General features: G+C 61.1%; 19 protein-coding genes and 1 CRISPR repeat array. Of the genes, 11 read left to right on the plus strand and 8 right to left on the minus strand.

The genetic code is table 11. From position 1 onward, the window contains the following. The first annotated feature begins 5 nt into the window (after window positions 1–5). From HRF45_05500 to HRF45_05515, 4 genes are all read left to right on the plus strand, one after another. Window positions 6–2,126: a hypothetical protein gene (locus HRF45_05500; GenBank protein MEP0765982.1), complete on the plus strand. Its 2,121-nt coding sequence runs from the start codon at window positions 6–8 to the stop codon at window positions 2,124–2,126. Between the two features lie 93 nt (window positions 2,127–2,219). Next, a complete protein-coding gene (locus tag HRF45_05505; protein ID MEP0765983.1) occupies window positions 2,220–3,194 on the plus strand; it encodes a hypothetical protein in 975 nt (324 codons plus the stop codon). Window positions 3,195–3,719: 525 nt separating this feature from the next. Further along, the gene (locus tag HRF45_05510; GenBank protein ID MEP0765984.1) at window positions 3,720–4,412 is read left to right on the plus strand and encodes a DUF4397 domain-containing protein; all 693 of its coding nucleotides are present in this window, start codon (window positions 3,720–3,722) and stop codon (window positions 4,410–4,412) included. Between the two features lie 244 nt (window positions 4,413–4,656). Further along, window positions 4,657–7,173, plus strand: coding sequence for a hypothetical protein (locus HRF45_05515; GenBank protein MEP0765985.1), 2,517 nt, complete (start codon window positions 4,657–4,659; stop codon window positions 7,171–7,173). A gap of 318 nt (window positions 7,174–7,491) precedes the next feature. Here the strand turns inward: HRF45_05515 and HRF45_05520 are convergent, their stop codons facing one another. Both HRF45_05520 and HRF45_05525 read right to left on the minus strand, forming a co-directional pair. Then, window positions 7,492–8,040, minus strand: coding sequence for a hypothetical protein (locus HRF45_05520; GenBank protein MEP0765986.1), 549 nt, complete (start codon window positions 8,038–8,040; stop codon window positions 7,492–7,494). 157 nt (window positions 8,041–8,197) lie between these two features. Further along, window positions 8,198–9,382: a hypothetical protein gene (locus tag HRF45_05525; protein ID MEP0765987.1), complete on the minus strand. Its 1,185-nt coding sequence runs from the start codon at window positions 9,380–9,382 to the stop codon at window positions 8,198–8,200. A 122-nt stretch (window positions 9,383–9,504) separates the two neighbouring features. On the opposite strand from HRF45_05525, the gene HRF45_05530 reads away from it, so the two are divergent. After that, window positions 9,505–10,041, plus strand: coding sequence for a DUF2993 domain-containing protein (locus HRF45_05530; protein ID MEP0765988.1), 537 nt, complete (start codon window positions 9,505–9,507; stop codon window positions 10,039–10,041). Here the strand turns inward: HRF45_05530 and HRF45_05535 are convergent. After that, window positions 10,034–10,237: a hypothetical protein gene (locus HRF45_05535; protein MEP0765989.1), complete on the minus strand. Its 204-nt coding sequence runs from the start codon at window positions 10,235–10,237 to the stop codon at window positions 10,034–10,036. The genes HRF45_05530 and HRF45_05535 overlap by 8 nt on opposite strands. Window positions 10,238–10,437: 200 nt before the next feature. Here HRF45_05535 and HRF45_05540 point away from each other — a divergent pair, with 200 nt between their 5' ends. Both HRF45_05540 and HRF45_05545 read left to right on the plus strand, forming a co-directional pair. Beyond that, window positions 10,438–12,135, plus strand: coding sequence for a hypothetical protein (locus tag HRF45_05540; GenBank protein MEP0765990.1), 1,698 nt, complete (start codon window positions 10,438–10,440; stop codon window positions 12,133–12,135). A gap of 103 nt (window positions 12,136–12,238) precedes the next feature. Beyond that, the gene (locus HRF45_05545; protein MEP0765991.1) at window positions 12,239–13,090 is read left to right on the plus strand and encodes a hypothetical protein; all 852 of its coding nucleotides are present in this window, start codon (window positions 12,239–12,241) and stop codon (window positions 13,088–13,090) included. Here the strand turns inward: HRF45_05545 and HRF45_05550 are convergent. Beyond that, window positions 13,087–14,175 carry a hypothetical protein gene (locus tag HRF45_05550; GenBank protein ID MEP0765992.1) on the minus strand — a complete coding sequence of 363 codons (1,089 nt, stop codon included), beginning with the start codon at window positions 14,173–14,175 and terminating at the stop codon, window positions 13,087–13,089. The two genes, HRF45_05545 and HRF45_05550, sit on opposite strands and share 4 nt — an antisense overlap. A gap of 439 nt (window positions 14,176–14,614) precedes the next feature. On the opposite strand from HRF45_05550, the gene cas9 reads away from it, so the two are divergent. The 3 genes from cas9 to cas2 all read left to right on the plus strand — a co-directional run bounded on the left by cas9 (window position 14,615) and on the right by cas2 (window position 19,167). Continuing rightward, a complete protein-coding gene (cas9, locus tag HRF45_05555) occupies window positions 14,615–17,824 on the plus strand; it encodes a type II CRISPR RNA-guided endonuclease Cas9 (GenBank protein MEP0765993.1) in 3,210 nt (1,069 codons plus the stop codon). Window positions 17,825–17,890: 66 nt separating this feature from the next. Further along, window positions 17,891–18,826: a type II CRISPR-associated endonuclease Cas1 gene (gene cas1, locus HRF45_05560; protein ID MEP0765994.1), complete on the plus strand. Its 936-nt coding sequence runs from the start codon at window positions 17,891–17,893 to the stop codon at window positions 18,824–18,826. Between the two features lie 35 nt (window positions 18,827–18,861). Beyond that, window positions 18,862–19,167 (plus strand): CRISPR-associated endonuclease Cas2, encoded by a 306-nt coding sequence (gene cas2, locus HRF45_05565; protein MEP0765995.1) that lies wholly within the window; start codon window positions 18,862–18,864, stop codon window positions 19,165–19,167. Window positions 19,168–19,200: 33 nt separating this feature from the next. Continuing rightward, window positions 19,201–20,556: a CRISPR direct-repeat array (repeat unit 36 nt; unit sequence ATTGTATCCGATAGGTGTCTGCCCGGTCCCCCCAAC). Between the two features lie 109 nt (window positions 20,557–20,665). Here the strand turns inward: cas2 and HRF45_05570 are convergent. Further along, window positions 20,666–21,937 carry an adenosylhomocysteinase gene (locus HRF45_05570; protein MEP0765996.1) on the minus strand — a complete coding sequence of 424 codons (1,272 nt, stop codon included), beginning with the start codon at window positions 21,935–21,937 and terminating at the stop codon, window positions 20,666–20,668. 71 nt (window positions 21,938–22,008) lie between these two features. On the opposite strand from HRF45_05570, the gene HRF45_05575 reads away from it, so the two are divergent. After that, window positions 22,009–22,620, plus strand: a complete 612-nt coding sequence (locus tag HRF45_05575; protein MEP0765997.1) for a hypothetical protein — start codon at window positions 22,009–22,011, stop codon at window positions 22,618–22,620. Here HRF45_05575 and cadA read toward each other — a convergent pair. The 3 genes from cadA to HRF45_05590 all read right to left on the minus strand — a co-directional run bounded on the left by cadA (window position 22,600) and on the right by HRF45_05590 (window position 25,734). Continuing rightward, a complete protein-coding gene (cadA, locus tag HRF45_05580; protein MEP0765998.1) occupies window positions 22,600–24,861 on the minus strand; it encodes a cadmium-translocating P-type ATPase in 2,262 nt (753 codons plus the stop codon). The genes HRF45_05575 and cadA overlap by 21 nt on opposite strands. After that, the gene (locus HRF45_05585) at window positions 24,862–25,191 is read right to left on the minus strand and encodes a helix-turn-helix transcriptional regulator (GenBank protein MEP0765999.1); all 330 of its coding nucleotides are present in this window, start codon (window positions 25,189–25,191) and stop codon (window positions 24,862–24,864) included. A gap of 87 nt (window positions 25,192–25,278) precedes the next feature. Next, window positions 25,279–25,734 carry a GAF domain-containing protein gene (locus HRF45_05590; GenBank protein ID MEP0766000.1) on the minus strand — a complete coding sequence of 152 codons (456 nt, stop codon included), beginning with the start codon at window positions 25,732–25,734 and terminating at the stop codon, window positions 25,279–25,281. Window positions 25,735–25,908: the final 174 nt, after the last annotated feature.

Consider the following 25,908-nt stretch of genomic DNA (forward strand, 5'->3'; position numbering starts at 1 on the left):
TAGCCATGGCTGCCACGGTCGCCGATCCGTACTACGGGCAAGTGATCGAGCGCAGCGGGCCCGGAACACCGAACGACTGGGACCCGAACGTGGTGGAAGGTACTTTCACACCCTTCTCGGACGACGTAAAGCCACCCAATCCGCTTACGGTGACCGCTGCGAACATGACATTTCAGGCCGACCTGGACCTGACAGGTACCTGGCAGTCCGGTGACATGTTTGGTATTGCGGTCGGTGGGGGCGGACTAATGGCCGGTGCGGTGGTAACCCTTCAGGGCTCCGTATATCGCATCGAGTTGGGATCCCGCCTCATGTTGGCACCCTGGACCATGCAGACCGGCGGCACTCCCTTTGTTGCCGCCCCAACGAACACACAGTTCCGAGTGCTGGTAAGCGTGGACCTGGCAGGCAAGCTCAGCGGCTCGGTGACACCTCTCAATGGCGTCGGAGCCGGCGTGCCGGTGAGCCTGGGCGGGCCGTACGACCCTACCATCGGCGCATACTCTCTACCAGGGACGGTGGGTTTCGCGGCCGGGTTCGTGTGCGATACGAACAAGACGCTGGCGGCGACAGAGGTCACGAACTTCGTGACCGATCGACCGAACGACGTGCTGTTCGCCTTTTTGGACGACCCGTACGTGCGCTCGAACGAGCTGGCGTTCTATCGCTTCGGCATGGCGAACCTTACGCAATTGGTGAGCGGCTATCAGCAATTCTTCGCCTCCAGCGGGCCGCAGACGCTGGTGGATCTGGGTTCGCTAGGCGCATACTACACCGGGCTGCCGTTCTCCAATCATATCTTGGACCCGAGAGGCATTACCACACAGGCGGGCTTGGCAGCCGGTATAGCGCTGCCTGGGAGCCCCACGCAGATCAACGCTACGCTGGCCACCCTGCCGTACGATCCTTCGGTGGAGGGACTCGCTTCGCTGACCATCATGCCGGACAACGGTAATCCGCTGATACCGACGCGATTCACCTCGCCCATAGGTCTACCTATCCTGCCGGGCGCGCTTCACGCGTCCAATCTGCTGGTGATTGACGATACGCCACCCTTCCTCGGCAACATGACAGCCATGCAGGGAGTGCTCAACGTGCTGGGCGGAATCAATCCTGTCATTCAGGGGCCAATCGTGATCACCGTGGATGCGCGCGACCTGTGGACGCTAACGCCTAACAACGGAGCCGGATTGGAGAACTACCCGCTGATCAGCATAGACTTCCCCTCCGGCCCCGACGTCCTGAATCAGCCGATGCATGCCCTGGTAGGTAACACCTTCGGGTTCGATACTGCTGTTACGGGTGCGCACGGGTGTGGAACCGCTACAATCACCATCACCGGCTCGGACGATGCTGGCAACATGGCCGTTCTGAACGGAAGTCTCGACCTCAACACGAAGCAGGTCAGCGCGACGGTGGAGCTGAAGAACGTGCATCTGCCACTGCTAACCTCCGTGACGCGAGCGATCCAGTTCCAAGTCGGTGGAACCGGAGGGAGCAATCCACCCGTTTCGTTCTTCAAGGACCTGGTATTCAGCGATCCGGATGGACCCGGCGGCCAACACGCGACCGGCAGCGTGGTATTGACAGCACTCGATGCCCCGATACCCTGTACTGGCAGCCCCACGCACATCAGTGCGAAGGACCCGCTGCACACGCTAAGGAAGACCATCCCACTCGGCGGTGTGTCACCTAACTACACGGCATCATTCACTGGCACGGCGAACTCCCTGTCCGGCGGAGATGCTAACGGTGACAACCTCATCGACATCCTCGACTTCGGCATGTTCGCATGGAGGTTCGGACAGAACCTCGGTGCGGATACGGACGTGAACACCACATACAACACCACTACTGATCCGCATCCCGACTTTAGCGGGAACGGCTTGGTGGACACCGCCGACTACACCTACATCCAGACCGGCTTCCTAACCGTTGGCGATCTGCCCGTTGGTCCGTACATACCACAAGGTACACCAAAGGTGACGGCTACGGTTCGTGAGATGCTGGACGCAGGGATTCGAATCGCTCCGTTCTTCGACCTGAACCGAGATGGCTGGGTGACGATGGAAGAGATAGTCGAGTGGTTGCGGTGGGGTGGCACCGGAGGACCTGCAGGCCGGTAGCCCTTGGACAATGGGGCGAGTGACGGGCAGGCCGGCGGCGGGCTCCAAGAGCCGCCGCCGGCCTCCAGAAACGCAAGGTGAAAGGATACGATAATGAAAAGAGTCGGTACGCTCTTCGGGATAACGGTCGCGATCTGGTCGTGTGGACCGGTGAATGCTCAGGTCACTCTCGACCTTCAGCCAGACTATCAGGAGGTGTACGTCGGGCAGACTGTCAGCATCGAGCTGTGGGCGATATCGGAGACGTCTGCTACGGAGTACACATCGGCGATGGATATATGCCTTCTATGGGATCCCACCTACATGAACCCCTTGTCGTTCACGAACGCGGGAGCAGGTTATTCGTGGTTCCAGTCAGGATTTCTCTACCCCGGCGACCCGAATGCCAGTCTGGCAGACGGGGACGCCGTGTGGACCGCGTTTGCCGGGCCGGGCAATCCAGCACCGATTCCGCCTGCGGGGCTGAAGGTGACAACGTTCCAGTTCCAGGCTTTGGCGGGCACGCCGGGGACCGTCTTCAGCATTCCAACGAACATCGGCCCCTATACCACCGTGGTCTATGATGGCTTCATACCTAACACGCCTATCACCGGCACGATAGACCCAGGAGCCATCGTGAAAATCATTCCTGTCGCGACGGTGTATGGGAACGTGAATAGGCAGTTCTACCTCGGCGGTGCGGGAATGACCGGCACGTTAGAGTTTCGCGATCCCGACACACTGACTGTGTTGCACTCGCAACCTATCACCCTCGACGCCTCGGGTAACTACGCTGCCACGACCGTGCCCGTCGGCACGTATGACGTTGCACTCAAGTTGCACAACTGGCTGCGTCAGGTGTTGGAGGACGTGGTTATCACCGACCCTAGCACCAGTGGCGTCAACTTCACGGTGGTCAATGGTGATGCGAACGGTGACAACGCTGTGGACCTAATCGATCTCAACTGGATTATGGTGAACTTCGGACAGCCGGGCCAGGTGATGGGGAACCTGAACTGGGACGGGCTGGTGGACATCCTGGACATGAACATCAACATGGTCAACTTCGGTCTCGTGGGTGCTCCATAGCAAGGGCGTGCGGGACCTGCGAGGTGGGCGCGACCTCGCGCAAAGCGGGCGGACACCCCAGACGGTGTCCGCCCAGCCAACAGGTTCCGCGTCGGCGAAACTGGGCGATCCGGACCCGACTCGGGCCTACACTTCGAAGCGTGTGGCTACCCTCGGAATGCGCAGTTCCACCCACCTTTCTGAGCCATTGAGCGAACTCCGGACCGAGCGCCCTTTCTACGTTCGGTGTGACTCTTATCGCACCCATTGCTAACCGGGGCCTCGCTCCGACTTCCATGCAACTCGCGTTCCAGTCTCCAGTTACTTGGCCCGAGGCTGAGGAGCTCCGCGAGGAAGCGACGGGGCTGCCCCAAGGAGAGCCGGGCTGGCCGCCCGATTGCGGGCGACGGCGTCAAGCAATGTCGAGAAAAAGCCCTAAAAATATTAGACAATATCTTGACATCCTGAGCGGTCTCGCGGATAATAGGCTCTAACGCAAGGACTCTGCCATCGAAGGTTTGGAGAGCCCAACTTAGGGGAAAGTTGATGAATCGTTTCGTTCGCATGATCAGCGCGCTGACGCTTGCGGTCGGGCTGACCGTGGCGGCACTTGCCAGCAACGCGTCTCTCTATGTCGTTCACGGCATCAATGGCGGAGACCTCGGGCTAGACGAGGCTCTGCCCGTCGACGTTTATGTGAACGATAGCCTGGCAATACCTGGCTTCACCTTCAAGGCGGTGGTTGGTCCGCTGTCGCTGCCTGCGGGTTCTTACGATATAGCCATCAAGCTCGCAAACACCGACATCACTGTCATCGAGGCGACGGTTCCGTTCGCTTCGGGTGAGAACGCCACAGTGATCGCGCACCTAACTGAAGGTGGCGCACCAACCGCATCTAAGTTTACGAACAACGTTTCGCTTCCGGGTTTCTTCCGGAGCCGTGTTATCGTCCACCACACCGCGGCTGCTCCTGCAGTGGACGTATATCTGAAGCGCCTTCCCTTCTTCAGCCCGCTCGTCGTTCAGGACTTCGCGAACGGCGAGCAGGCTTCTGCGCTCATAGGCTCGGGCATCTACCGGCTGTGGCTGACTCCCGCTGGGACCACGACTCCCGTACTCGGTCCGGCCACCGCGCTGTTCATTCCTCGCACGACGTATCTCGTGTACGCTGTTGGCACAATCAACGACACGCGCAACTCGCTCGACCTGATCGTCATCCCGGTCAAATTCGGGCGCTAGGTACGACTGCACCTTCTGGGCCCCGGCCGAGCGAGGCGGCCGGGGCCTTCTTCTCACTCGGATCGGGCACACAGCTGAAACGGGCTCCAATATGCCCCGATTCGCCGCGCCAGCGGGAGCAGCACGGCCAATTCGGCTGTCATTGTAGGGTAGAGTGCTTTGCCCCTGAAGGCTGCTCGATGGCCGCCAGACCCTACGAGCCACCCTGGCGGCAGTAGACCTAGCGAACAGGAGCGATCTATCGATGCAACGCCTTCTACACATTGCGGCCTTGACGGCCCTGGTCATGACCGCCTTCGGGCAGGCCGTAAGCACGCAGACCCCTCGCGTCTACGCCATCAACTACAACCCTTGGCTCGAGGCCTTTAATCAGCGGCTCCACAGCAAGTGTGGATGGAACAACCCCGCTACGCTCAACAACTCGTACATCGCGGACATGCGTAACTCCAGCCACAACATACTCGACTATCGCCTCTCGGGCAGCGTGGACGTGGACGAGTTCCCGCTCAAGTCGGACGGCTTCCGGTACACCGACGAGAGCTACATCGCCTGCTGGCAGACATGGAGCGGCTGGCACACGCCCGACGGCGTAGACTACAAGATGATCGCGCGAAACTTCGATCTGGCTCGACGGGTGGACTTCGGCGAGATCGACGAGGTGTTCGTTCAGGGGGCGCCATATTTCGGCTATTGGGAATCGACCATGGCCGGCTACGGTGGCTACTGGTGCAACTCTGGACCACAGCAACGCATCGCTTCCGCACGTATCTTCGTGATGATGGGGTTCAACTTCGAGCGCGGTGTGGACTGCATGCTAGAGGACTATGGGCACCGCACCGAGTCCATCATGAGGGTCGTGTACGGAAGTTGGCAGCCCGTAAAGACTCATATGTGGAACCGCTTTACACTGTATGACAAGCAGCTCCCCGGGGAAGCGGGCTGCGGCAATGTGCACTACGCACCTAACAGTCAGAGTGACTACGATTGGGGAAATCCGACCTACGTGTGGAGTTATTGCGACGACTTTCTCTACAACTACCCGAACCTCGTTGACCAGAAGAAATGGGTGAACTGCGCGGAATGGGGCGGCGGCGACATGCGATTGCACCACATTTGGTGGTTCAAGCATATCCCTCACGTAGAGGGAAGCCTAACCGAATACGGCATGACACGGCTGAACAATTGGTGGGAGTACCTTCAGAACTTCAACTCTTACACAGAGAGTGGAGGCAACCATGTGCCCGGTGGAACTCCTCCCTCTTCCCAACCCTATCCGAATCAACCCACATTTATATCGCGCCCCGGTGACGATTGGAGGCCACAGATCAACCGGAACGACCGCATCGTCTGGGCTGGGCATGACGGCATGGACACAGAGATCTTTTCCTCCAACGCCGATGGGACGGGCTTCGTACAGATCACCTCGAACAGTCAGGCGGACGAGATGCCTCAAATCAACGATTCAGGCAAGATCGTCTGGCAATCTTTCGATGGTCGCGATTTCGAGATCTACACGGCGAACGCCGATGGCACGGATGTCCATCGTATCACCGACAACGCAGTTCAGGACCTGCACCCCGCAATCAGTGATACCGGACGAATCGTGTGGGAGCAGTTCGACGGTACGGACTACGAGATCTACTCCGCAAACGCCGACGGAAGTGACCTGGTTCGCATCACGAATCGCTCCGGCTCGGGAAGGCCATTAGACGACATGTGGCCACGGATAAACGCTAATAACCGCGTCGTGTGGATGGGGTTCGATGGCACCCGCTGGCAGATATACAGCGCCAACGCGGACGGCAGTGGGCTGGTCAACATAACCAATAACACCTATGACAGCGAATACCCGCAGATCAGTGATGCCGGCAAGGTAGTGTGGCAGACCTGGAGGAGCGATAGCAACTGCGAGATCTACGCAGCCAATGCCTCGGGTGGGAACGTGACACGCCTCTCCAACAACTCCGTTCAGGACTGGTGGCCACAGGTGAACTCCGCGGGTACGGTCGTGTGGATGCAGATGGACGCCTCGAATCGATGGCAGATACGGCGTGGCTCGGTGGATAGCACCACCTCGACGGCTTTGACGAGCAGCACCACACACAACCAACACCCGAAGATTGACGACGACGGACGGATCGTGTGGCAGGGATACGATGGGAGTAGGTGGCAGATCTATCAATACATGAACGGCGTGATCAGCAAGGTGTCGAATTACGACTATGACAACAAAGCACCCACTATCGCCACCGGCTCCTACATCGTTTGGCACGGTGAAAGGGGTGCGTCATCTGCCGGGCCTACCACCGACATTCATGCCGCAGCGCCGCCATTCCTCATCCACGGGAAGGTAACGCTCGGTCACTATGCCACTTCGCCTGCGGGAGTAGTCGTGCACTTCACGGTGCGTGAGGAGCAGGGTGGTGCACTGATTACCGAGCGGGACATCCCGCTGGATGCACAAGGGAACTACGCGTTCTCGTGCCCATTCACTGGCAACGTGCGCGTTAGCGCAGAGGGCCTGCACTGGCTGCGTCAGTCGCACACGGCAACACTGGACGCAGCGGGGCTCGAGCTGGACTTCACACTGGTCAATGGCGACGCGCTGAAGGATGGAAGCATTGACACCGGCGACCTGAACCGCCTCTTCATAGAATGGGCCATGAGCAGCGCAGCGGCGGACCTCGACGGTAGCGGTTGGGTGGACCTGGGTGACCTAAACATCGTCTTGGTGAACTTCGGCCTACAGTCCGATCCGTAGCTTGCGCCGTCGTACGCGCCACGGCATGCAACCCGCACTGTTGCCGGTTCGCATCCCCCATGCCCAAACTCGGCGGGTAAGGAACGGGGGTGTATGACAACTCGAATCGAATGGCGGGAAGCCCGTGAGGACAGCATCCCAACGACATCTTGTGTAAGCGAACGAGAACCCAGATGTTTTCAAAAGAATGAAAACTTCCCTCGCGTTCGGCAATGCTCCGCTGGTTTCCGGACTGCGCGAACCTGCTTGTGCCTTTGACAGCGACCGACTGCGATGCATTCAAAGCGAGCAGGCTCGCGCACTCCCAAACTGCGCTGCCTATCGCTCGAACGGCGGTGGCTCCGGAGGGAACCAGGGGCTGATGCTGCCCAGCAGGTCTAGGTTGTAGAAGGTCAAGACGTAGCGCGACGGCTTTGGCGGGTCGGACGGGCCGAAGGGAGGACGGTCCTGAGGCCCCATCATCGGCGGCTCGTCGGGCTCGTCGCCCGGTTCGCCCGGACCCACCTCGATGCCCGGCTCACCGGGAATCGCCACGTCCATCGCACCCATCATGCCGCGCATCAGGTCCGGTGGCAGAACGTACGCCACGAGATATGTCTTCTCTCCGATGCGGACCGTGTCTCCTTTCGTGTAAGCGGGCGGGAATGCCGGCCCACCCATACCCCCTGCAACTCCAACGAACATCGCCATCAGAGCCGACATTCCGCTGCCTGCCTCGATCTGCACCGGCATGTAGTCGGCTTCTCCCTGTTCCGCCGTGATGAACTTGGGGTACTTCGAACCCGAGAGCAGCTCACGGATGGTGCCTTCCTGCGCCTGAACCGCCGCGCAGGCAGTTGATAACAGCAACGTTGTCCACAATCTCATCCCTATGACCTCCAATTCACTCCCCGGCACGTGATGCCAGTAGTGCTAAAGTATTCGGCGCGACAGGACACGCCTCCCTGACCTATCCAGAAGTGAGTTCGCGCCCCGGCAATGCCGGGGCGCGAACAGCGAGACCCAATCAGCGTCGAACTGCGGCTTACGGGGTGTCGCCCGTTTTGCCGAAGTTGATCAAGATGCTGTTCAGGTCGGAGATGTTGACAGCATTGTCGCCGTTTGCGTCACCGCGAACCAGCGGGAAGGTGACGGCGGCGCTGAAGGAGACGGGATCGGGGGTCACCGTAAGCTTCTTGCCGAGGAAGCCGTTGAACGGCATGACTGTGACCTCATAGGGGCCGCTGCTCATGAACGGCAGCATGAACCACCGGTTCACCTGTCCTGTGCCGTCCTCACCGTAGACGGTAACCACATCATAGTAGATAGGCTTGTTGGGGTCGTTCGGATCCGCTACAGCCACCCACAGTTTGTTCATGGCTCCAGTCAGTACTGGGCCGATCGAGCCATACTCACCGCCCAGCTCACACACAAGCGCATAGCGGCCGCGAAACTCATATGCCACGTTTGCCAACGGATATGGGTTGAACCAAGCGCACCCTCCCGTCCCTGGGTTGTACCAGCGGTTCTGGCTGTCGGAGCCCGAGCTCTGGTACGGATAGTTGGAGAACTGGAAGACCGAGTGCACGCCGAGCGGCACGCCGACCACGTCGCCAGCCGCAAGGATCGGTCCTGTCGTTCCGCCTGCACCGAAGGTCTGGTTGTAGTACCGGTGCTCGACCCATACGTGCCCGGGGGCGATGAACGAGCTGGCTCCGAGGGTGATCTGGACGATCCACGAGTAGGTGCTGTCCTGCGGGAGCCCGGTTACAGTAACGAACCCGATGGCCAAGCCGGCAACCCCGCGGCAGCCACCCTCGATGATCTCGGCACGATCATCGTTGGAGCCGATGCCGCCGGGGGCCGTACCATCGAAGAAGGTGAAGTCAACGTCCACAGTATCGGATGGGCCTGCACCACTGTTGTCGAAGTACCAAATTGCCATCTCGGTGACATAGGCCGGTGCGGGAAAACCGATGCCGTCCTGTCGGCTGGGTCCCGCGGTGCTGAAGTAGCCACTGCTCTTCATCACGCTGTAAAGGGGTAGCTGGGGAGCAGCCTGCATGTTGACACCGGGCGCCGACACAACGCGACCGATCCCGTCTGCCCCTACCTCGGCATAGACGACCCGTGGCTGCACGCCTTCAGGTATGCGCTGGGCGACGTCCCACTCCTGGGCCGGTGCGACTGTGAAGGCCGAGCCCAGAGCGATCAGGGCTAAGGCTCTCATGGTCTTGATGTCCATCCTTTCGTCTCGATTTGCGGCCTTCGGGGAAGGCCGCCTGCCGACATTCTATCAAGGGTTTGGCCCATTGTCCAGGAACGGCGCAATCTGTGGCGAAACTGCCCTAGATGAAGCTATCCGCTGGACAATGCGAAGTCAGGCTGACCGGAGTAGTCCTGGACAACGGCCTCACCCTGGACGAAGTCGTAGTCGAGACCGGCGACGTGAGTTATGAGGCCGACCGCCTAACCTTCGTGCTGCCTGGCCGAGCCACGATCTCGGCGCGCATGTCAGCCGAGTCCATCGTGAGTTTCGTGGTAGAGAACTCGCCTGATGCCGTGCAGGACCTGCAGGTAGTGTTGCAGGACGGAACGGTCAAAGTCTCGGCGAGGATGCAGGGGCTGCTGCCGCTGGGGGTCGAGGCGGTCGGCAGCCTGGAAGTCGTGCAAGGGACGCAGATCGCGTTTCACCCAAGCTCCGTGCGAGTGGCCGGCATGGGCGCGCCGGACGCGCTCGTCGAGCGAGTGTTGGAGAGCGTGAACCCGCTGCTCGACGTGTCGGCACTGCCCTTCCCCGTTCAGCTGCAGCGCGTGGAAGTGACGCCACGTGAGGTGCGTGTGCAGGCGTCCGGTGGGCCGATTCGGATTTCAAGAAGCGCTACTTGATCTCCTCGACCCAGTCCACCTTGGTCGCGGGCTCTGCGCTAGAGTAATCCCAGTTGTCGCAATCGAGTCGACGGCAGTAGAGCATCCGTTGCTCCCGGCCGTCCGGGGTCTCGACGTTCGCCATATGTGCGAACCGGCACTCCAGGCAGATCTCTGGCTGGAGTAGCTTCACAATCCTAAGTTCCCGGTTTCCCATCCCCCGAACCACCTTCCGCAGGAATTGTCGGATGGTTCATTCCGCCTCTTGCGTCTAGAACGGACTCGCCGGTTTGACGGGTCTTTGGCCGTGGGTTCGGCACGATTACGGTGGCGAGACGTCTAAGTCGGTAAGGAAACGGGGCTCTTCCGCCAGAATTTGCGGGCGGGTCTGGGTATTCTCACGGACGGAGGCTAGCTGTGACCGGTGGCGGAGTGATGCGCGCCACTCTAGCGACAACACTGGTTCTGACGCTTTCGGTCGCCACTCTTGCACAAACCGAGCGGGTGTCGGAGTTGCTCGTAGGAGAGGCGGGCATTGCCATGCCGAAGCTGCAGTGGCAAGGCATCGTGGCAGGAAGCGAACGCGTGCGACGGGGAGGGCTCCTACTGGTCGCGGGCCGCGATTACTTCGTCAATCCGGACCTCGGTTACATTCGCTTCGAACCCCCGTTGGCCCCCGGCGAGTCCGCTCTGATCGAGTACGAGATCGCCAAGGGTCGGTCTTCGCGCCAATCCGGCCGCACGCTCGTGCCCCTCGAAACCGACTTCTTAGCCACCAGCACTGCGAGACTGGGACTCGTTGCGCAGATGAGAGACGACCTCACGGGCTTTCTGGGACTGCGGGGCTCGTATCGCACGAGAGGCGGGTGGCAATGGACCTCCGGCTACTATTTCTCCGAGCGTGACCTCTCTGCTCCAGGATCGAGTTTCGTGCAGATGGATGTGGCTGGTGGGCTGCTCGGGGGCTCGCTCAAGGCTTCCTACCTCTCAGCGGGCGACCAGTTCGCCGGAGCCAAGGCGATGGGAGCCAAGGCCGGGACGGACGTGCTATCCGCCGATTGGCGGGCCAGAGGCGACCGCGGATCCGCCTACGCGACATTCCGGGAAGAAGAGACGACCACGGGGATTCAGCGGTCAGCCTACGGCGCAGGATTCGACGTCATGCTCGATCCGGAGCTCTCGTTCGCGGCCTCGCGCGGAGTGACCAGCGATGGCGGACGCACTCGAACACAAGACCGGCTCGGGCTAACCTACACGCCCTACCAGCCGATTACGTTCGGGGTGGACTGGCTCGGCGAGATGGGCACGGGCGGCAAGACGAGAGTACGGTTCGAAGCTACCGACCCAGTCGCTTCCCTCGCTGCTTCGCACACGGCTCCGGACCGTGGCGGGACGGGCGAAACGTCGGTCTCCGGCCAGGCTCGTGTCAGCCGCTCGGTACGGCTAGAGGCCTCGGCGATTACCGAGGGGGAAGTAACCGCTGCGGACACGAAGCTCTGGTGGCAACCCGTGTCTCGAATCGGGCTGGCGGGCACCTACTTCGCCGGAAGCGGCACCCCATTCGACGAAGCTGCGGGCGTGGAGCTGAAGTGGTCGCCGTTGCTTCCGGTCGAGTTCAGTGGCATGGGCAGGCGACGCGAGTCCCCCGACGGCGGAGAGCCTATCGACACACTCGTCATGCGGGTCACTTCGCAGCCCGTTCGGCCACTGGCGCTTCGGGCCGAGTACGCGGACCGACCAGAAGACAAGATGGGTATGCCGGAGGAGGTGCGCCGACGGGCCGCTGGGGCCGACTTGACCTTAGGCTCACTGGTGCTTGGCGGTACGTACGCGGAGAGCGCACCGCTCAGCGGCTCTACCGAACGCCGGAAGCTCGAACTGCAAAGCGGTGTCTTCTTCAATCGCTCGACATCGTTCCGGCTGCTCTACGCAGAAGAGGGGCTATTTGCCGACTCGCTTACAGGGTATCGGTCCTACGGCCTCGGCTTTCACAGTGCGCGTGGCTCGTTCCATATTTCGCTGGAGGGACGGATGAAAGACTACTACGACCATGGCTCGCTCATGAGGGATCGTAGGGAGTATGAAGCGAAAGCCAGCCTCGGAATGCGCTTCTAGGGAGCAATCCGACCGCTCTGTGTGTCCTATGTTCTCGGTTCTCCTGTAATCGTTACTTTGCAGCCCTCGATGTTGCGAGGGCCCATTACGCAAGGAGGAAGCGATGCGCAAAGTGTTTCGAAGCCGCGGGTTCTCGCGCACGATGCTTGCCATCGGCCTCGTGCTGCTGCTCGGTACCGCAGTCTGCTGGACCAAGGTGTACTTCGACAACCGTGAGCTGTACCGCTTCTCCCAGCAGTTCTTTCGCCCGGGGATGGACACGGAGGAGTCGCTGAAAGAACTGCTGCACTACGTCGCGGTAGAGTGCAAGCACCCTGTAGATCCAGCGAAAGCTCACTGGGTGGCCAAGCTGGAGGAACGGCTGCCGCTCAAACTCTCTCCCGTGACGGTCCTGCGCGAAGGTTATGCGTTTCCTGGCACGGAACGCTTCGGTGAGTGCGGGAGCATGAGCGAACTGATCGGTGCGATCGCGCGGATTCGCGGGATGCCTGTGCGTATGGTGTTGTTGGACGATGCAGCCGCGGGCGGAGAACACAAGATGGTATCCGTCTGGCATGATGGCGGTTACCGCCTGTTGGACCCTGCTTTCGATCACTACTGGGTGAACGAGGAGGGACGGATCGCCACCATCGAGGAGGTCCGTGACAACCCTGAGATCTTCGCGCAGGTGTTCCAGAAGCACGAGCACTACCCATACCGCCTCGACAAGCCGCAGTACTTCCGATGGAGTCGGCTCGGGCCCATGGAGGGCTTCGCCCGTTCGGTGGTTGGACTGTTCGTGGGGGCCAAGGGGGTCGAGGAGATGGACACGCCGGCGTTCATCGACCGACCGTGGCTAGGCTACGGATGGGCGTGTCTGTTCATGGCAGTGCCGCCGCTGTTCCTCGGGTGGCTAACCCGTCCTCGCAGGGCCACAAAGCATCCCGAGAGTACGGACCAGGTGCAGGCTGCCTAGTCGCCGATCTGACCGAGGCCGAGAAGGGCGATGCTGAGATCCGGCAGATCCACGATTCCCGAGCCGTCTAGGTCTTCCCTCACCTGTCCCGTCAGCGCGAACTTCACCAGAACAGCGTTGATGTCGCTGATAGTGATCGTGTTGTCCCCGTCCGAGTCACCATTGGAGAGAACGAAGTCGGCCTGCGCGGGTGACAAAGGTGCAAGCTGCAGTGGTTGAGAGAGAGCGCTCAGCCAGTGCGAGGCTTTCAGGCGCAGACGATACTCACCGGACAGCGGGAAGCTCAGTTCGTAGCTGCCATTCGGCCCCAGTGTGGTCCATCCAGAAGATACGACTTGTTGATCGTCGAGCAACCAGTATTCGACATCTACCCCTTCTGCAGGCTGCAGCCAATTTGATAACGTGACCGACCCACCAACGCGAGAGAACGCCGGAAGGACCACCAGGTAATTGTCCGTCACGTCCACCGTGATTGGTTGGTAGTCCATCATCCGGGTGGAGAGGCCGGCGGGCGTCTCTCTGCCGTCGAAAAGCCAGTGCAGATCTTGACCTATGCCTTCCGGCTGGACGGTGAAGGTGAAGAGCGTACGGTTGAAGCTCCAGGACGACGATGCGCTCCCGTTCGCGCCGACCACGAAGTAGAGACCTCGCTCGGCCACGAAGGGTTTGGTGGTGTCGCCGGGGTCTATGCCGTTATCGTGCATGGGCCCGTAGTCGGGTTGCCAAAATACCTTTAGCGGAAAGTGCCCGCTCGGCGAGAACCCGGCGTTCGCCTGATTGGCAAAGGTGTTCGCCTCGGCGTCGCTAATAATGCCGATACCGTCCAGCGAGAGCGTGGCCTGCAGAATCGTCCATCGCTCGATATCAGGGTCGTCCGTCCAGTACGCAAAGCGGATGGACACTTGGTCGCCTGGCTCTGCTGGGAGGGCACCCGGCCCTTCGAGACCCTTGGTCTCGTTGCGGAACCACAGGCGCGCAACATAGTCGGCCGCGACGGGTAGGGCCGATAGGAACAAGCAGCCTACACCGATGAGCAGATACCAGGTCCGAGCCGCTGGGGGCCTAGCGCCTCGAGCCGATAACACCTTTCTCCCTTCCCTATGGCAAAACTGCTCCCCTATTCTACAACAGGGATGACGGATGAGCAACGGCAGAGCGCCCCGAATCGCCACATCTAACCGATTCTTGACGTAAGACGGGATACTTGGTACAAAGGTCACAACCCTGCGATGCTTGCTTGGCACACATCCCACCCTCTCGACCAAATCCAAGCATCCTCGGCCACGTGCCGCACTCGGCTGTAGAGTATGTTGCAGGGGAACTGGATGGAGGCTAGCCATCGCGTTGGCATCACGCTAATCGTAACGTAAGTAGGGCCCGGTCTTGCGACCGGACCCTAGATAGTCACCCCGCGATGGGGGGAGTTGCCTGCGGCGAACCTTATTGAAGGGATGGTTCGGGCAGACACCTTTCGGATACACGAGGAGTATACCACACTCCCATAGAAGATGCAATCTAGCTACCATGAAACGGCTTGGACTCGATCTCGGTACCTCATCTATCGGCTGGGCGTTGCTTGAAGAGGAAGACGGTAACGCGCGAAAACTCGTCGACTGCGGTGTGCGGATCTTCTCGGAAGTAACTGACCCGCAGAAGCGCGAATCGTTTGTCCCAAAGAATAGGGAGCGAAGGCAGAAGCGCGGGATGCGGCGAAATCTGGAACGCCGGGCGGCACGTATACGCACTGCAAGGGACGCGCTAGTCGAAGCAGGGCTGCTGCCGCTCGACGAAGAGGAACGCAATCGTGTAGTTGACCACTTGGACCCGTACGAGGTGCGTGCTCGCGCCTTGGACGAGAAGCTCTCGCTGCACCAAATCGGGCGTGCTCTGTTCCACCTCGCCCACCGCCGCGGGTTCAAGAGCAACCGCAAAGCACTGTTCGCAGATCTCCACCACCTCGATCCGCGTGTTCGCGAGTTCATCGAGAAGCCAGAGACCGACGAGATGGAAGGCCAAGAAGAACTGAGTAAGGAGGAGAAAAAGGAACAGAGCGAGACCCTCAAAGCCATCGCTGAACTCCGCCAGGAGATCGAGAAGAACGGCTGTCGCACACTGGGCGAGTACCTATATCGTATAAACCATGAGCGCGAACCACATGACCGTCTCCGGGCGCGGGAGCGCAAGACGGATAGGGCGATGTACGAGGAGGAATTCGAAGCTATCTGGGCGGCGCAGCAACCGCACTATCCTGACCTACTGACCGACGGTTTGAGAGCCAAGCTGTTTCACGCCATCTTCTTCCAGCGCCCCCTACGCCGACCGTACGTGCTGAAGCGCGTCAAGCTTCCCGACGGGACAGAAAAACTGAAGCTAAAACCAAAGGGCACGATCGGTCGTTGTCAGTTCGAGCGGCACCATCGAAGGGCGGACCGCGCGCTGCTCCTGTCGCAGGAGTTTCGCATCTGGCAAGACCTCGCACACATCGAAGTGCTAACGGACAACCTGGCGGGCTGGCGCTTTCTGACGCTGGAAGAGCGCAACAAAATCTACGCGGCCCTGCACGGCAAGGAGGAGATAACCTGGAAGCAGTTCCGCAAGGTCCTCGGACTCTCCGCGGAAGCACGCATCAACTTCGAGGTGGACGGCGGAAAGAAGAAATTCGCCGGCAACATCACGGACGTCCGACTCCGGCGCATTATCGGTGACGAATGGGATGCCTGGCCGAGAGAGCGGAAGGACAAGCTGGTCGAATCGCTCCTCACCATTACGGACAAGGCCGACCTCGTCAAGCACCTGCTCGATCACCCGAACTGGCGCTTCGACCCGAAGACAGCGTATCGCTTGGCCATCCTCCAACTCCCTGGCGGCGTGATGAGCCTGAGCGCCCGCGCGATGGACCGCATCCTTTATGGACCGAAGCCGAAGGGTGGCGGCGACCGCATCCCAGGCTACGGGCTCATAAACGGGCAGAACTATCACGACGCTTGCCAGGCCGCGGGCTACCTACGCGCCGACCAGATCAGCCAACACCTGCTCAGTCGGCTTCCGAAACCCGAGCTTACGCGCAACCCCGTCGTGGACCACGCTCTGCACCAGGTGCGCAAGCTCGTCAACGCCATCATCCGAGAGTATGGTCGGCCAGACGCGGCCACCATCGAAATGGCACGCGACATGAAGCTGAACCGCGAGCAACGGGAACGCATCTTGCGAGAGAACCGAGAGAACCGAGAGCAACGCGATTGGGCGGTGGAGAAAGCCAAGGAGCTGGGTATCGAAGAACCTAGCAGCGACCAGATTCTCTGGCTGCGTTTGCTCAAGGAGTGCAACTACACCTGTCCCTACACCGGCAAGTCCATCACCGAGAGGTCGCTACTCACAGGCGACTTCGAGGTAGAACACATCATCCCCTACAGCCGCTGCCTGGACGACTCGTACATGAACAAGACCCTCTGCGACACGCAGTTCAACCGGCATGTCAAGAGAAACAAGACGCCGTACGAGTTGTTCTCGAGCGACGAGCAGAGGTACGGCGAGGTGAAGCTGCGCATTCAGTGCCTGCCCAAGCCGAAGCAGAAAAAGTTCGAACAAATCGAGATTGACACCGAACAGTTCGTGTCTCGCCAGCTCAATGACACGCGCTACATCTGCCGCGCAACGAAGGACTACTTGAAGCAAGTGATCCCGGAAGTGGACGTGTCGCGCGGAGGCGCGACCGCCGCACTGCGCCACGTGTGGGGGCTCAACGGCATGCTGCCCGCGCCACCTCCCGACAGCGAGAAAGCAAAGGCGGAGAAGCGCACCGATCATCGCCACCACGCCATAGACGCCGTAGTCATCGCCTGCACCACGCGCAGCCTGCTGAAGCGCCTCTCGGACATCACCGCCAAGGGTGGCAGCCTCACGCTTCGCCAGACGGTGGACGACGAGCGACTGAAGTTCCCTCCTCCATGGCCGACGCTGCGTGACGACGTGAAGAAGGCACTGGACACAATGGTGGTCTCCTTCGCGCCGACCAGGAAGCTATTCGGAGGCCTACACGAGGAAGGCATCTATGGCGTGCATATGGACGGCGACCGGCCGATGTATCACATCCGCAAGCGGCTGGAAGACCTCAGCGCTGGGCAAATCGAAGACATTCGGGACCCCGAGCTGCGGAAGCAGGTGAAGGAGCGCGTGACAGCGGCGGGCGGCGACCTGAAAAAGGCGTTTGCAGAATCGCCCACCTACAAGCGTACGCGTGTCAGGCGGGCGCGCATATGCGTCGCACGCGAACCGAAGGCCACCGTCCAGCTCCCACACGGCCACGCATTCCTCGGCAGCTACCACCATGTGGAGATCCTGGAATGCCTGAGGGCACATCAGGACGAGGAGGGGAAGAAGTGGAAGGTGGGGCAGCGAAAGGGCGTGTTCGTCTCGATGCTGGAAGCCGCCGAGCGCGCGCACGGGAAGCCGAGCAAGGGTATCCCGAAGCGGCCGATTGTTCAGCGTGACCACGGCCCGGACTGGCGCTTCGTCATGAGCCTGAGCCAGGGAGACTTAGTGCGGATGGACGAGGACGAGAAGCTGTATCGAGTGCAGAAATTCGGGGCCACAGCGGCGCGGGCGGTCTTCAGGGAAGCGACGCTCGCCGGGCCAGACGAGAAGTGGGGCCTCCTTCAGCAAGCGATCAACGTCCTGCGCTGCACGAAGGTCAACACCGACCTACTGGGCCGAGTGTTCCCGGCCAACGATTAACCCGGTAGCCCGGCTGGCCTGCCCGCCCACGGGCAGTACGACGAGCCGGGTGACGGGTGACGGCCCGTGCAGGCAAGAGTGGTGGATATCGGCTGCCCGGCCAGCATCCGGGCGAAGTGGAAGCTCCTCGTCGTGGAGCCACAGGACGGCGAGGAGCAGTCCGTGCCGCTGGAGGATCTCGGCGTCCTCATTCTGGACGACCCGCACATCCGCATTTCCAAGCACGCGCTCGGGCTGCTCGCCGAGTCCAACGTCGCAACGGTAGTGTGCGACGAAAAGCACATGCCTATCGGGCTGCTGCTGCCGTTCGAAGGCAACGCCCTGCACACGCAGATCCTGCGCCGCCAGATCGAAGTGAAACTGCCTCGCAAGAAGCGCGCCTGGCAAGCGCTAGTTCAAGCGAAGATCAGAAACCAGGCCGAAGTGGTCCGACGCCGGGGCGGTAAAGCCGGCAAGCTCGCCCGTTTGGCGAACGAAGTGCGCAGTGGCGACCCGGAGAACCTGGAAGGCATTGCGGCCGGGATGTACTTCAAGGCGCTGTGCGGCGACGAGTTCGTTCGCGAGCGGGGGGTAGGAGGTTTCAACGCGCTTCTGAACTACGGCTACGCCGTGCTTCGGGCGGCCTGCGCTCGTGCAATCGTCGGCACCGGCCTGCATCCGGCGCTGGGCGTCCACCACATGCATCGGAACAACCCCTTCTGTCTCGCCGACGACGTGATGGAGCCCATCCGACCGCTCGTGGACTGGGTGGCCCTGGAGGCCGGGGAGGACATGGCCGACGACGCGGAGCTGACCCCAGCGCTCAAGCGACACATGCTGGGCATCACGCTGCGGCAACTGAAGGTCGGTCGCAAGCGTTACCCCCTGACGGTGGGACTTGGGATGTACGCTGCAGCCTTTCGCGATTATCTATTCGGACAGATCCGCAAACTGGAAGTGCCGATGCCCGAACTGGACCCCGATTCCATCGGGGCCGATTCTACGGAGGAAGACGAGGAGTGATCTTCGGAGGGTACCGAAGCGTGTGGCTTCTTACGATGTTCGATCTTCCCGTACTCACGAAGCAGCAACGGAAGGAATACGCGAAGTTCCGGAAGTTCCTGCTCGGCGATGGCTACATCTTCATGCAATACAGCGTGTACGGACGGCACTGCCCGAGCGAGGAGCGGGCCGAGGTTCACATCGGGCGGCTACGCGCCCATTTGCCGCCCCAGGGCGAGGTTCGGGTGCTGAAGTTTACGGACAAGCAGTTCGAGCGGATGCTGCGGTTCTACGGACCGATGAAAAAAAAGCCCGAGAAACCGCCCGAACAGCTCACTCTATTCGAAATTTCGACCTCTTAACAACACTCAATCTCCTCGGCTAACGCCGAGGAGATTGTATCCGATAGGTGTCTGCCCGGTCCCCCCAACTTAGCGTTGCAGATGCTGAAACATGACAGTATTGTATCCGATAGGTGTCTGCCCGGTCCCCCCAACCTGAAATTCGACGGGTTATTCCTGGAAGCTATTGTATCCGATAGGTGTCTGCCCGGTCCCCCCAACATTCGATGTGGTGATCGAACCCGAACGGATATTGTATCCGATAGGTGTCTGCCCGGTCCCCCCAACGGGTGATGCGATTGGCGACGACCGACACCTATTGTATCCGATAGGTGTCTGCCCGGTCCCCCCAACCCACGCTGGATAGAGGATGGAGACATAGGTATTGTATCCGATAGGTGTCTGCCCGGTCCCCCCAACTCGGTAGGGTCAGCTCCGATTACATATCGGATTGTATCCGATAGGTGTCTGCCCGGTCCCCCCAACTAGCTTCTTTTGGTACTGCGTCGCCGCCCTATTGTATCCGATAGGTGTCTGCCCGGTCCCCCCAACTGCGCCATCGCTGTGGATAATATCATCGCGATTGTATCCGATAGGTGTCTGCCCGGTCCCCCCAACACAAAAAGCTGAAACCAGCCGTTCGATGTAATTGTATCCGATAGGTGTCTGCCCGGTCCCCCCAACTGCTAATCAATCCCGTCCTCCACGCCTCAGATTGTATCCGATAGGTGTCTGCCCGGTCCCCCCAACTGCGACCCGCCGCTCCCGGAAGCGGAGGTAATTGTATCCGATAGGTGTCTGCCCGGTCCCGCCAACGATTGCGCGCGCCGTCTCATCCAGATACATATTGTATCCGATAGGTGTCTGCCCGGTCCCCCCAACTCCCACAACCACCGAGCGAGTTCGAGTCGTATTGTATCCGATAGGTGTCTGCCCGGTCCCCCCAACGTCCACTCCGCCTACCTTACGTATCACCGTATTGTATCCGATAGGTGTCTGCCCGGTCCCCCCAACGGCCTTAAGGTCAATGTGGATATCAACCTCATTGTATCCGATAGGTGTCTGCCCGGTCCCCCCAACCTGGAGCTGCGGCCATAGTTCGCGATCGTCATTGTATCCGATAGGTGTCTGCCCGGTCCCCCCAACAGGGATGTCGTCGGAGTCGCTCGACACAGGATTGTATCCGATAGGTGTCTGCCCGGTCCCCCCAACTGCAGTGCTCTTCATTCCGCGTGCTCGACTATTGTATCCGATAGGTGTCTGCCCGGTCCCCCCAACAAGGACGGGCCAGCGCTCGTGAAGGCGCTGATTGTATCCGATAGGTGTCTGCCCGGTCCCCCCAACCGAGGGCAGGTGATTGGCAGCAACGGTGAGATTGTATCCGATAGGTGTCTGCCCGGTCCCCCCAACCAAGCGGCCAGCCTCGCCTAGAGGGGCACCTTCGCGACGTCCAGTAGCAGAGACCGTCTGTGCCCCTCTAGGCGAGGCTGGCAAACAATTGGAGGGACACGGGAAAGACCTACGTCCCCATGTTCCAGCTGGCGAGGTAGTGTTCTTGTTTGGGGGTGAGGGTGTCCAGGGTGTGGCCGAGGGACAGAAGTTTGATGCGCGCGATCTCCTTGTCAATCTCTTCCGGCACCGAGTACACCTGACACAGGAGGGAGGAGGCGTTCTTCATCAGGTACTCCGCGCACAGCGCCTGGTTGGCAAAGCTCATGTCCATGACCGAAGCGGGGTGACCCTCCGCGGCTGCCAGGTTAATCAGTCGTCCCTCACCTAACAGATACAGCTTTCTGCCGTCGGGCATTACGTACTCGTCCACGTACTCGCGCACGCGCCGTTTGCTAACAGCGAGCCGCTCCAGCGTGGGTATGTCGATCTCGTCGTTGAAGTGGCCGGAGTTGGCCATCACCGCACCGGACTTCATGCGCCCGAAGTCCGCTTCGTCCAGCACGTCGCAGTTGCCGGTAACCGTAACGAATACATCGCCGATCTCGGAGGCTCGGTCCATGCTCATCACGGGGAAGCCGTCCATTACGGCCTCGATCCCTTTCACCGGATCGATCTCCGTTACTACTACGTGCGCCCCCAGGCCGCGTGCGCGATTCGCCACACCCTTACCGCACCACCCATATCCGGCAACTACTACTACCCGCCCCGCGAGTAGCAGGTTGGTAGCGCGCATGATGCCATCCAACGTACTCTGCCCCGTGCCGTATCGGTTATCGAACTGATGCTTGGTCTCCGCATCGTTCACGGCGATGATGGGATATCTTAACACCCCTTCCTTCGCCATCGCACGCAGTCGGATGACGCCGGTGGTGGTCTCTTCGGTGCCGCCGACGATGCCCTGGAGCAGCTCCTGCCTATCTGAGTGCAGCACTCCCACGGTGTCCGCGCCGTCATCCATCGTGATGGTGGGCTTGGTGTCTAGCACGCTATGGATGTGACGGTAGTAGGTGTCCCGGTCCTCGCCCTTGATGCAGAAGGCGGGGATGCCGTGCTCCACCACCAACGCGGCGGCCACGTCGTCTTGCGTAGACAGCGGGTTCGAAGCGCAGCAAGCCACTTCCGCACCCCCGGCCTTCAGGGTAACGAGCAGGTTGGCCGTCTCCGTAGTAATATGCAGACAAGCTGCGATCCGCGCGCCCTGCAGCGGCCGCTCCTTCTCGAAGCGCTGGCGGATACTGTGAAGCACGGGCATTTCTTGCGCGGCCCATTCGATGCGATCCTGCCCTGCCTTGGCCAGGCCGAGGTCTTTCACGTCATAATCGGTGTTGGAAACGGACATGGCGCCCTCCGGAGTGAGTGCGCCGAGTATACCTGCGGCCCCGGTGAGGTGGGCCAGGAGGGAGGGGAGCAATGACACTCCGACTGCTCCTTGCGAGCCTATTCGTAACTATGGCTGCTTCCGCGATCGGGCAGGATGCGACGGACCCCCACGGTATCGCGCCGATCATGCGTGCCAATGACGAAGTGAACCTGCTGACGGACCTCTCGCCACTGAAGCTGACCAAGGAGCAGTATCCGAAGGTCATAGCGGCGCTGAAAGCCTCACGCGAGAAGTTCGACAAGGAACTGAAGGCGCTGGAGGCCAAGGAGGCGGCTTCGGTCAAGAAGCTGAAACCGAAGGTGGAGGAGGCGCACGCGAAGGCCATGAAGGGCGAGATCCCGCCCGACTCCTACTTCGACGAGTGGCAGAAGATGGTGATGGCGCACGCGGTAGACAGGGCCAACCTAAGGATCAACACAGTGCGCTCGCTTGGCGACGAACTGAAGAAGGTGTTGACCGAGGAGCAGGTGAAGTCCGCCATCGCATCGGCCAAGAAGGTGATCACGAAGGCGCAGGGGGGGAAGGAGCCCGACCCCGCCAAGTATGGAGACAACTCGCTGTACTGGTATTACGTGGAGAACGTGCTGATGAACGATCTGGTGCCGGGGCTGCTGGAGAAGCTAGCGAAGCCCTCGGAGTGAGGTGAGCCTGGCGGCGTTCAGCGTGACCAATAGGGACACGCCGACGTCGCCGATGACAGCGAGCCACAAAGGTAGCACGAAGGGCACGCTCAGCGTGACCAGGCCCACTTTCGTGAGTACAGCGAAGGCAATGTTCTGTCGCATCACCGAGGCGGTGCGTCGTGCGAGCCGAATCAGCGTCGGCAGGACCTCGATTCGGTCTTCCTTCAGCACTACGTCCCCATGATCGATAGCGGCTTCCGCGCCCGTCCGACCCATGGTGATGGAGACGGTGGCCTCTTCGAGGGCGGGCAGGTCATTGATACCGTCCCCTACCATAAGCACCGGCTCGTCGGCTGCCAGCTGGCGCACGCGGGCCGCTTTGTCTTCGGGCATGAGGCCGCCTTCGTACTCTGTGATGTCTACCGCTCTGGCGGCTTCTGCCGTCGTCCCCTCCTTGTCGCCGCTGAGCAGGAGTACACGATGGAAGCCGAGTGCGCGGAGCTGAGCGATCGCCCCAGCAGCCTCGAAGCGGAGGGTGTCGCGCAACAGGATGAGACCCTCTACTTCGTGGTCTCGAGCGACGTAGACGGCTATCTGGCCGGGCTCCTGGATGTCGGCCACCCCGAGCCATGAGCCGCGACCAACACGCACGCGGGCATCACCCACCCGGCCCTCCATGCCGGCACCAGGAACCACCTTTACGTCCGACGGTCGACGAGTGGTCAAACCGCGCGACTCGGCCTCTCGGACGATGGCGGTCGCCGCGGGGTGTCGAGAGTGGGCTTCGATGGCCGCGGCTAGGCTGAGGACTTCGTTCTCCGTATGCGCGTCGAGCGGTCGGACTTCGACCACTTCGAGTGCTGCATACGTGAGGGTTCCGGTCTTATCGAAGACGGCCGTTCGTACGCGGGATAGCACGTCGAGCACGGCTCCGCCTTTGACCAGTGCTCCGAGTCGTGATGCCGCGCCCACCGCCGCAACGACTGCAACGGGAGTGGAGATCACCAACGCACATGGACAGGATACGATGAGGAGCCAAAGGCTGCGGCTGATCCACAAGTTCCAATCGCCGCCACCGATGAGCGGGGGCAGGGTTGCCAAGAGCACTGCCAGCAACACGACCAGAGGAGTGTACACCGCGGCAAAGCGATCCACCATGCTTTGCATAGGTGCCTTATGGTCCTGCGACTCTTCGATCGTGCGAATCATTCGCGCAAGCGCGGTGTCCGTCACATCCCCGGTGACGCGAACGTACACGGTGCCCGAGCCGTTCACGGTTCCTGCGAACACGCGGTCCTCCGGGCCTTTGGACACGGGAATGCTCTCGCCGGTGAGTGCAGCTTCCACCGCCTCCGTCTCGCCCTGAAGAATGACGCCGTCCAACGGGAACAACTCTCCTGGGTGGACTTCGATGGTGTCTCCAGGCTGAACGATGGCTGTGTCTACCACCTTCGGGCCCTCTGGGGTGCAGCGCCTGGCGCGGTTGGGGGTGAGCGAGAGCAGTGCATCAACAGCCGAGCGGGTGCGACGCACCGCCCAGTCCTGTACCAGTCCACCCAGCGCGGCAAGCCAGACCACCGCTGCCGCCTCGCTCCAGTGACCGATGCCGATCGCACCGAGCACCGCCACCGCCATCAGGACGTTCATGTTTGCCGTGCACCGCTTCAGCGAGGCGAGCGCGCCCTGGAAGATGGGCCAGCCCTCGACCAGGACCACCGGCAGCAGGAGTAGCCAAGCCAGCGGCCAGTGTAAGTAGTCGCCGACGGTGCCCAGCATTAGCAGCGCGCCGGTTAGGGGCAGGCGCACGAATGGAGGCACGATGAGCCTCGATCCGGGGGCCACCGGTGCGAAGCCGGCACGCCGGAGGGCGTCCGCGACGCCGCGAGGGCCGATGCGCGCACTGTCATACTCGACGAACAGCTTCTTCGATGTGTAGCTAACGGAAGCGTGATTGACCCCTGGCAGGTCGGCTACCGCCTTCTGCACCTTCTCGGCGCAGGAGGGACAGTCGAGGCCCGTCAGACGCAGTGTCTCGTGCACCACGCCGTCTGACACCCCGGCACCCACGCGGTCGAGCTGCTCTCGCCAGGTGTCATTGCTTCCGTCGGTATCCACGTCGGCGGAGCGGCGGTCCAGTGTTGGTCGGATCGCCTGCACGCCGCGAACGCCTTGCGCCCGCTCGAGGAACCGGTCTAGGCAAGCGTCGCACTGCGCTGCAGTAGGGACCGATTGGGAGAGATCGAAGTTCTCGGTCGCCAACTAACGCGCCTCCGTCACGTGTGCCAAGCCTTGCTGCACCAGCCGCCGGACGTGCTCGTCGTCCACCGTATAGTAGACATGCTTCCCCTCCCTGCGCGAGCGGACGAGCCGCAGTGCCCTGAGGAGCCGGAGCTGGTGGGAGCAATTCGACGGAGTGATGCCAAGTGCCTCGGAAAGTTCACAGACGCACAGCTCGTCCTGGGCTATGGCGGAGACGATGCGCAATCGGGTCGGGTCTCCCAGCGCGGCGAAGATGTCGGCTAGCTGGACGATTTGGCCCTCGTTGGGCGGAGCGTTAGCGTCTTCAAGCGATTGAGTTAAGCTGGACATATGAACACCTGTTCAGATTTTCATACCACATTCTCAGTGGAAAGTTGCGGGTGGGACTGCGGGGAATGGGTTCTTTGAGCCGAGGGCCTAGGTCTCGATGCGGCTCGCGATAAGCTCTGCGACTTTGGTGAGCATCTCTTCGTCGGAGTGGTCGAAGGCACCGACTTCGTGACCGTCCGCGTCAATCTGACCCAGAATGGCACCCTCGGAGTTCCGGATCAGGACCACGATTTCGGACCGCGTTTCGAGGCTGCAGGCAAGGTAATTGTCGAGCGCACGCACGTCGGCCACGAGCTGATTCCGTCCCTCGGCGACTGCCGTACCGCAGACGCCTCGGCCAGTCGGAATGATGGTGTGCTCGGTGGGGGCTCCGACGTAAGGTCCCAGTTCGAGGCGGTCGCCGCGCAGCCAGTAGACACCGACCCAGTCGTACGCGGGCAGTGCCGCCAAGCGCTCCATGCACTGAGCGACGAACTTATCCCCTCGTGAGGGCAACGCGCGAAGGTCGCTGAGAACTCGATCGGCCTGTTCGGGAGTCACCATGTCGTCAGTGTACCGGCAGCCTGCAATCGCGAAGACGCCTGCTCTGGAGCCTTACGAGCCCCGACTGGGTCGGACTTGCATCGTTCAGCAGGAGGAGCGACGGAGAGCCAATCGGTGACTACCTGACCGCAGTCCGCAAGCGCTTCGGCCAATGGATCCTCGACACGGCCCGAG

It is taken from the genome of Fimbriimonadia bacterium (assembly GCA_039961735.1).
In the GTDB taxonomy this organism is placed as follows: domain Bacteria; phylum Armatimonadota; class Fimbriimonadia; order Fimbriimonadales; family JABRVX01; genus JABRVX01.

Coding starts and splice junctions, on each gene's coding strand:
- HRF45_05510 (MEP0765984.1), top strand. CDS start 3,720: ATGAATCGTTTCGTTCGCATGATCAGCGCGCTGACGCTTGCGGTCGGG.
- HRF45_05500 (MEP0765982.1), top strand. CDS start 6: ATGGCTGCCACGGTCGCCGATCCGTACTACGGGCAAGTGATCGAGCGC.
- HRF45_05530 (MEP0765988.1), top strand. CDS start 9,505: ATGAAGCTATCCGCTGGACAATGCGAAGTCAGGCTGACCGGAGTAGTC.
- HRF45_05570 (MEP0765996.1), bottom strand. CDS start 21,937: ATGTCCGTTTCCAACACCGATTATGACGTGAAAGACCTCGGCCTGGCC.
- HRF45_05515 (MEP0765985.1), top strand. CDS start 4,657: ATGCAACGCCTTCTACACATTGCGGCCTTGACGGCCCTGGTCATGACC.
- HRF45_05575 (MEP0765997.1), top strand. CDS start 22,009: ATGACACTCCGACTGCTCCTTGCGAGCCTATTCGTAACTATGGCTGCT.
- HRF45_05505 (MEP0765983.1), top strand. CDS start 2,220: ATGAAAAGAGTCGGTACGCTCTTCGGGATAACGGTCGCGATCTGGTCG.
- HRF45_05590 (MEP0766000.1), bottom strand. CDS start 25,734: ATGGTGACTCCCGAACAGGCCGATCGAGTTCTCAGCGACCTTCGCGCG.
- HRF45_05545 (MEP0765991.1), top strand. CDS start 12,239: ATGCGCAAAGTGTTTCGAAGCCGCGGGTTCTCGCGCACGATGCTTGCC.
- HRF45_05535 (MEP0765989.1), bottom strand. CDS start 10,237: ATGGGAAACCGGGAACTTAGGATTGTGAAGCTACTCCAGCCAGAGATC.
- HRF45_05520 (MEP0765986.1), bottom strand. CDS start 8,040: ATGAGATTGTGGACAACGTTGCTGTTATCAACTGCCTGCGCGGCGGTT.
- cas9 (MEP0765993.1), top strand. CDS start 14,615: ATGAAACGGCTTGGACTCGATCTCGGTACCTCATCTATCGGCTGGGCG.
- HRF45_05585 (MEP0765999.1), bottom strand. CDS start 25,191: ATGTCCAGCTTAACTCAATCGCTTGAAGACGCTAACGCTCCGCCCAAC.
- cas2 (MEP0765995.1), top strand. CDS start 18,862: ATGTTCGATCTTCCCGTACTCACGAAGCAGCAACGGAAGGAATACGCG.
- HRF45_05525 (MEP0765987.1), bottom strand. CDS start 9,382: ATGAGAGCCTTAGCCCTGATCGCTCTGGGCTCGGCCTTCACAGTCGCA.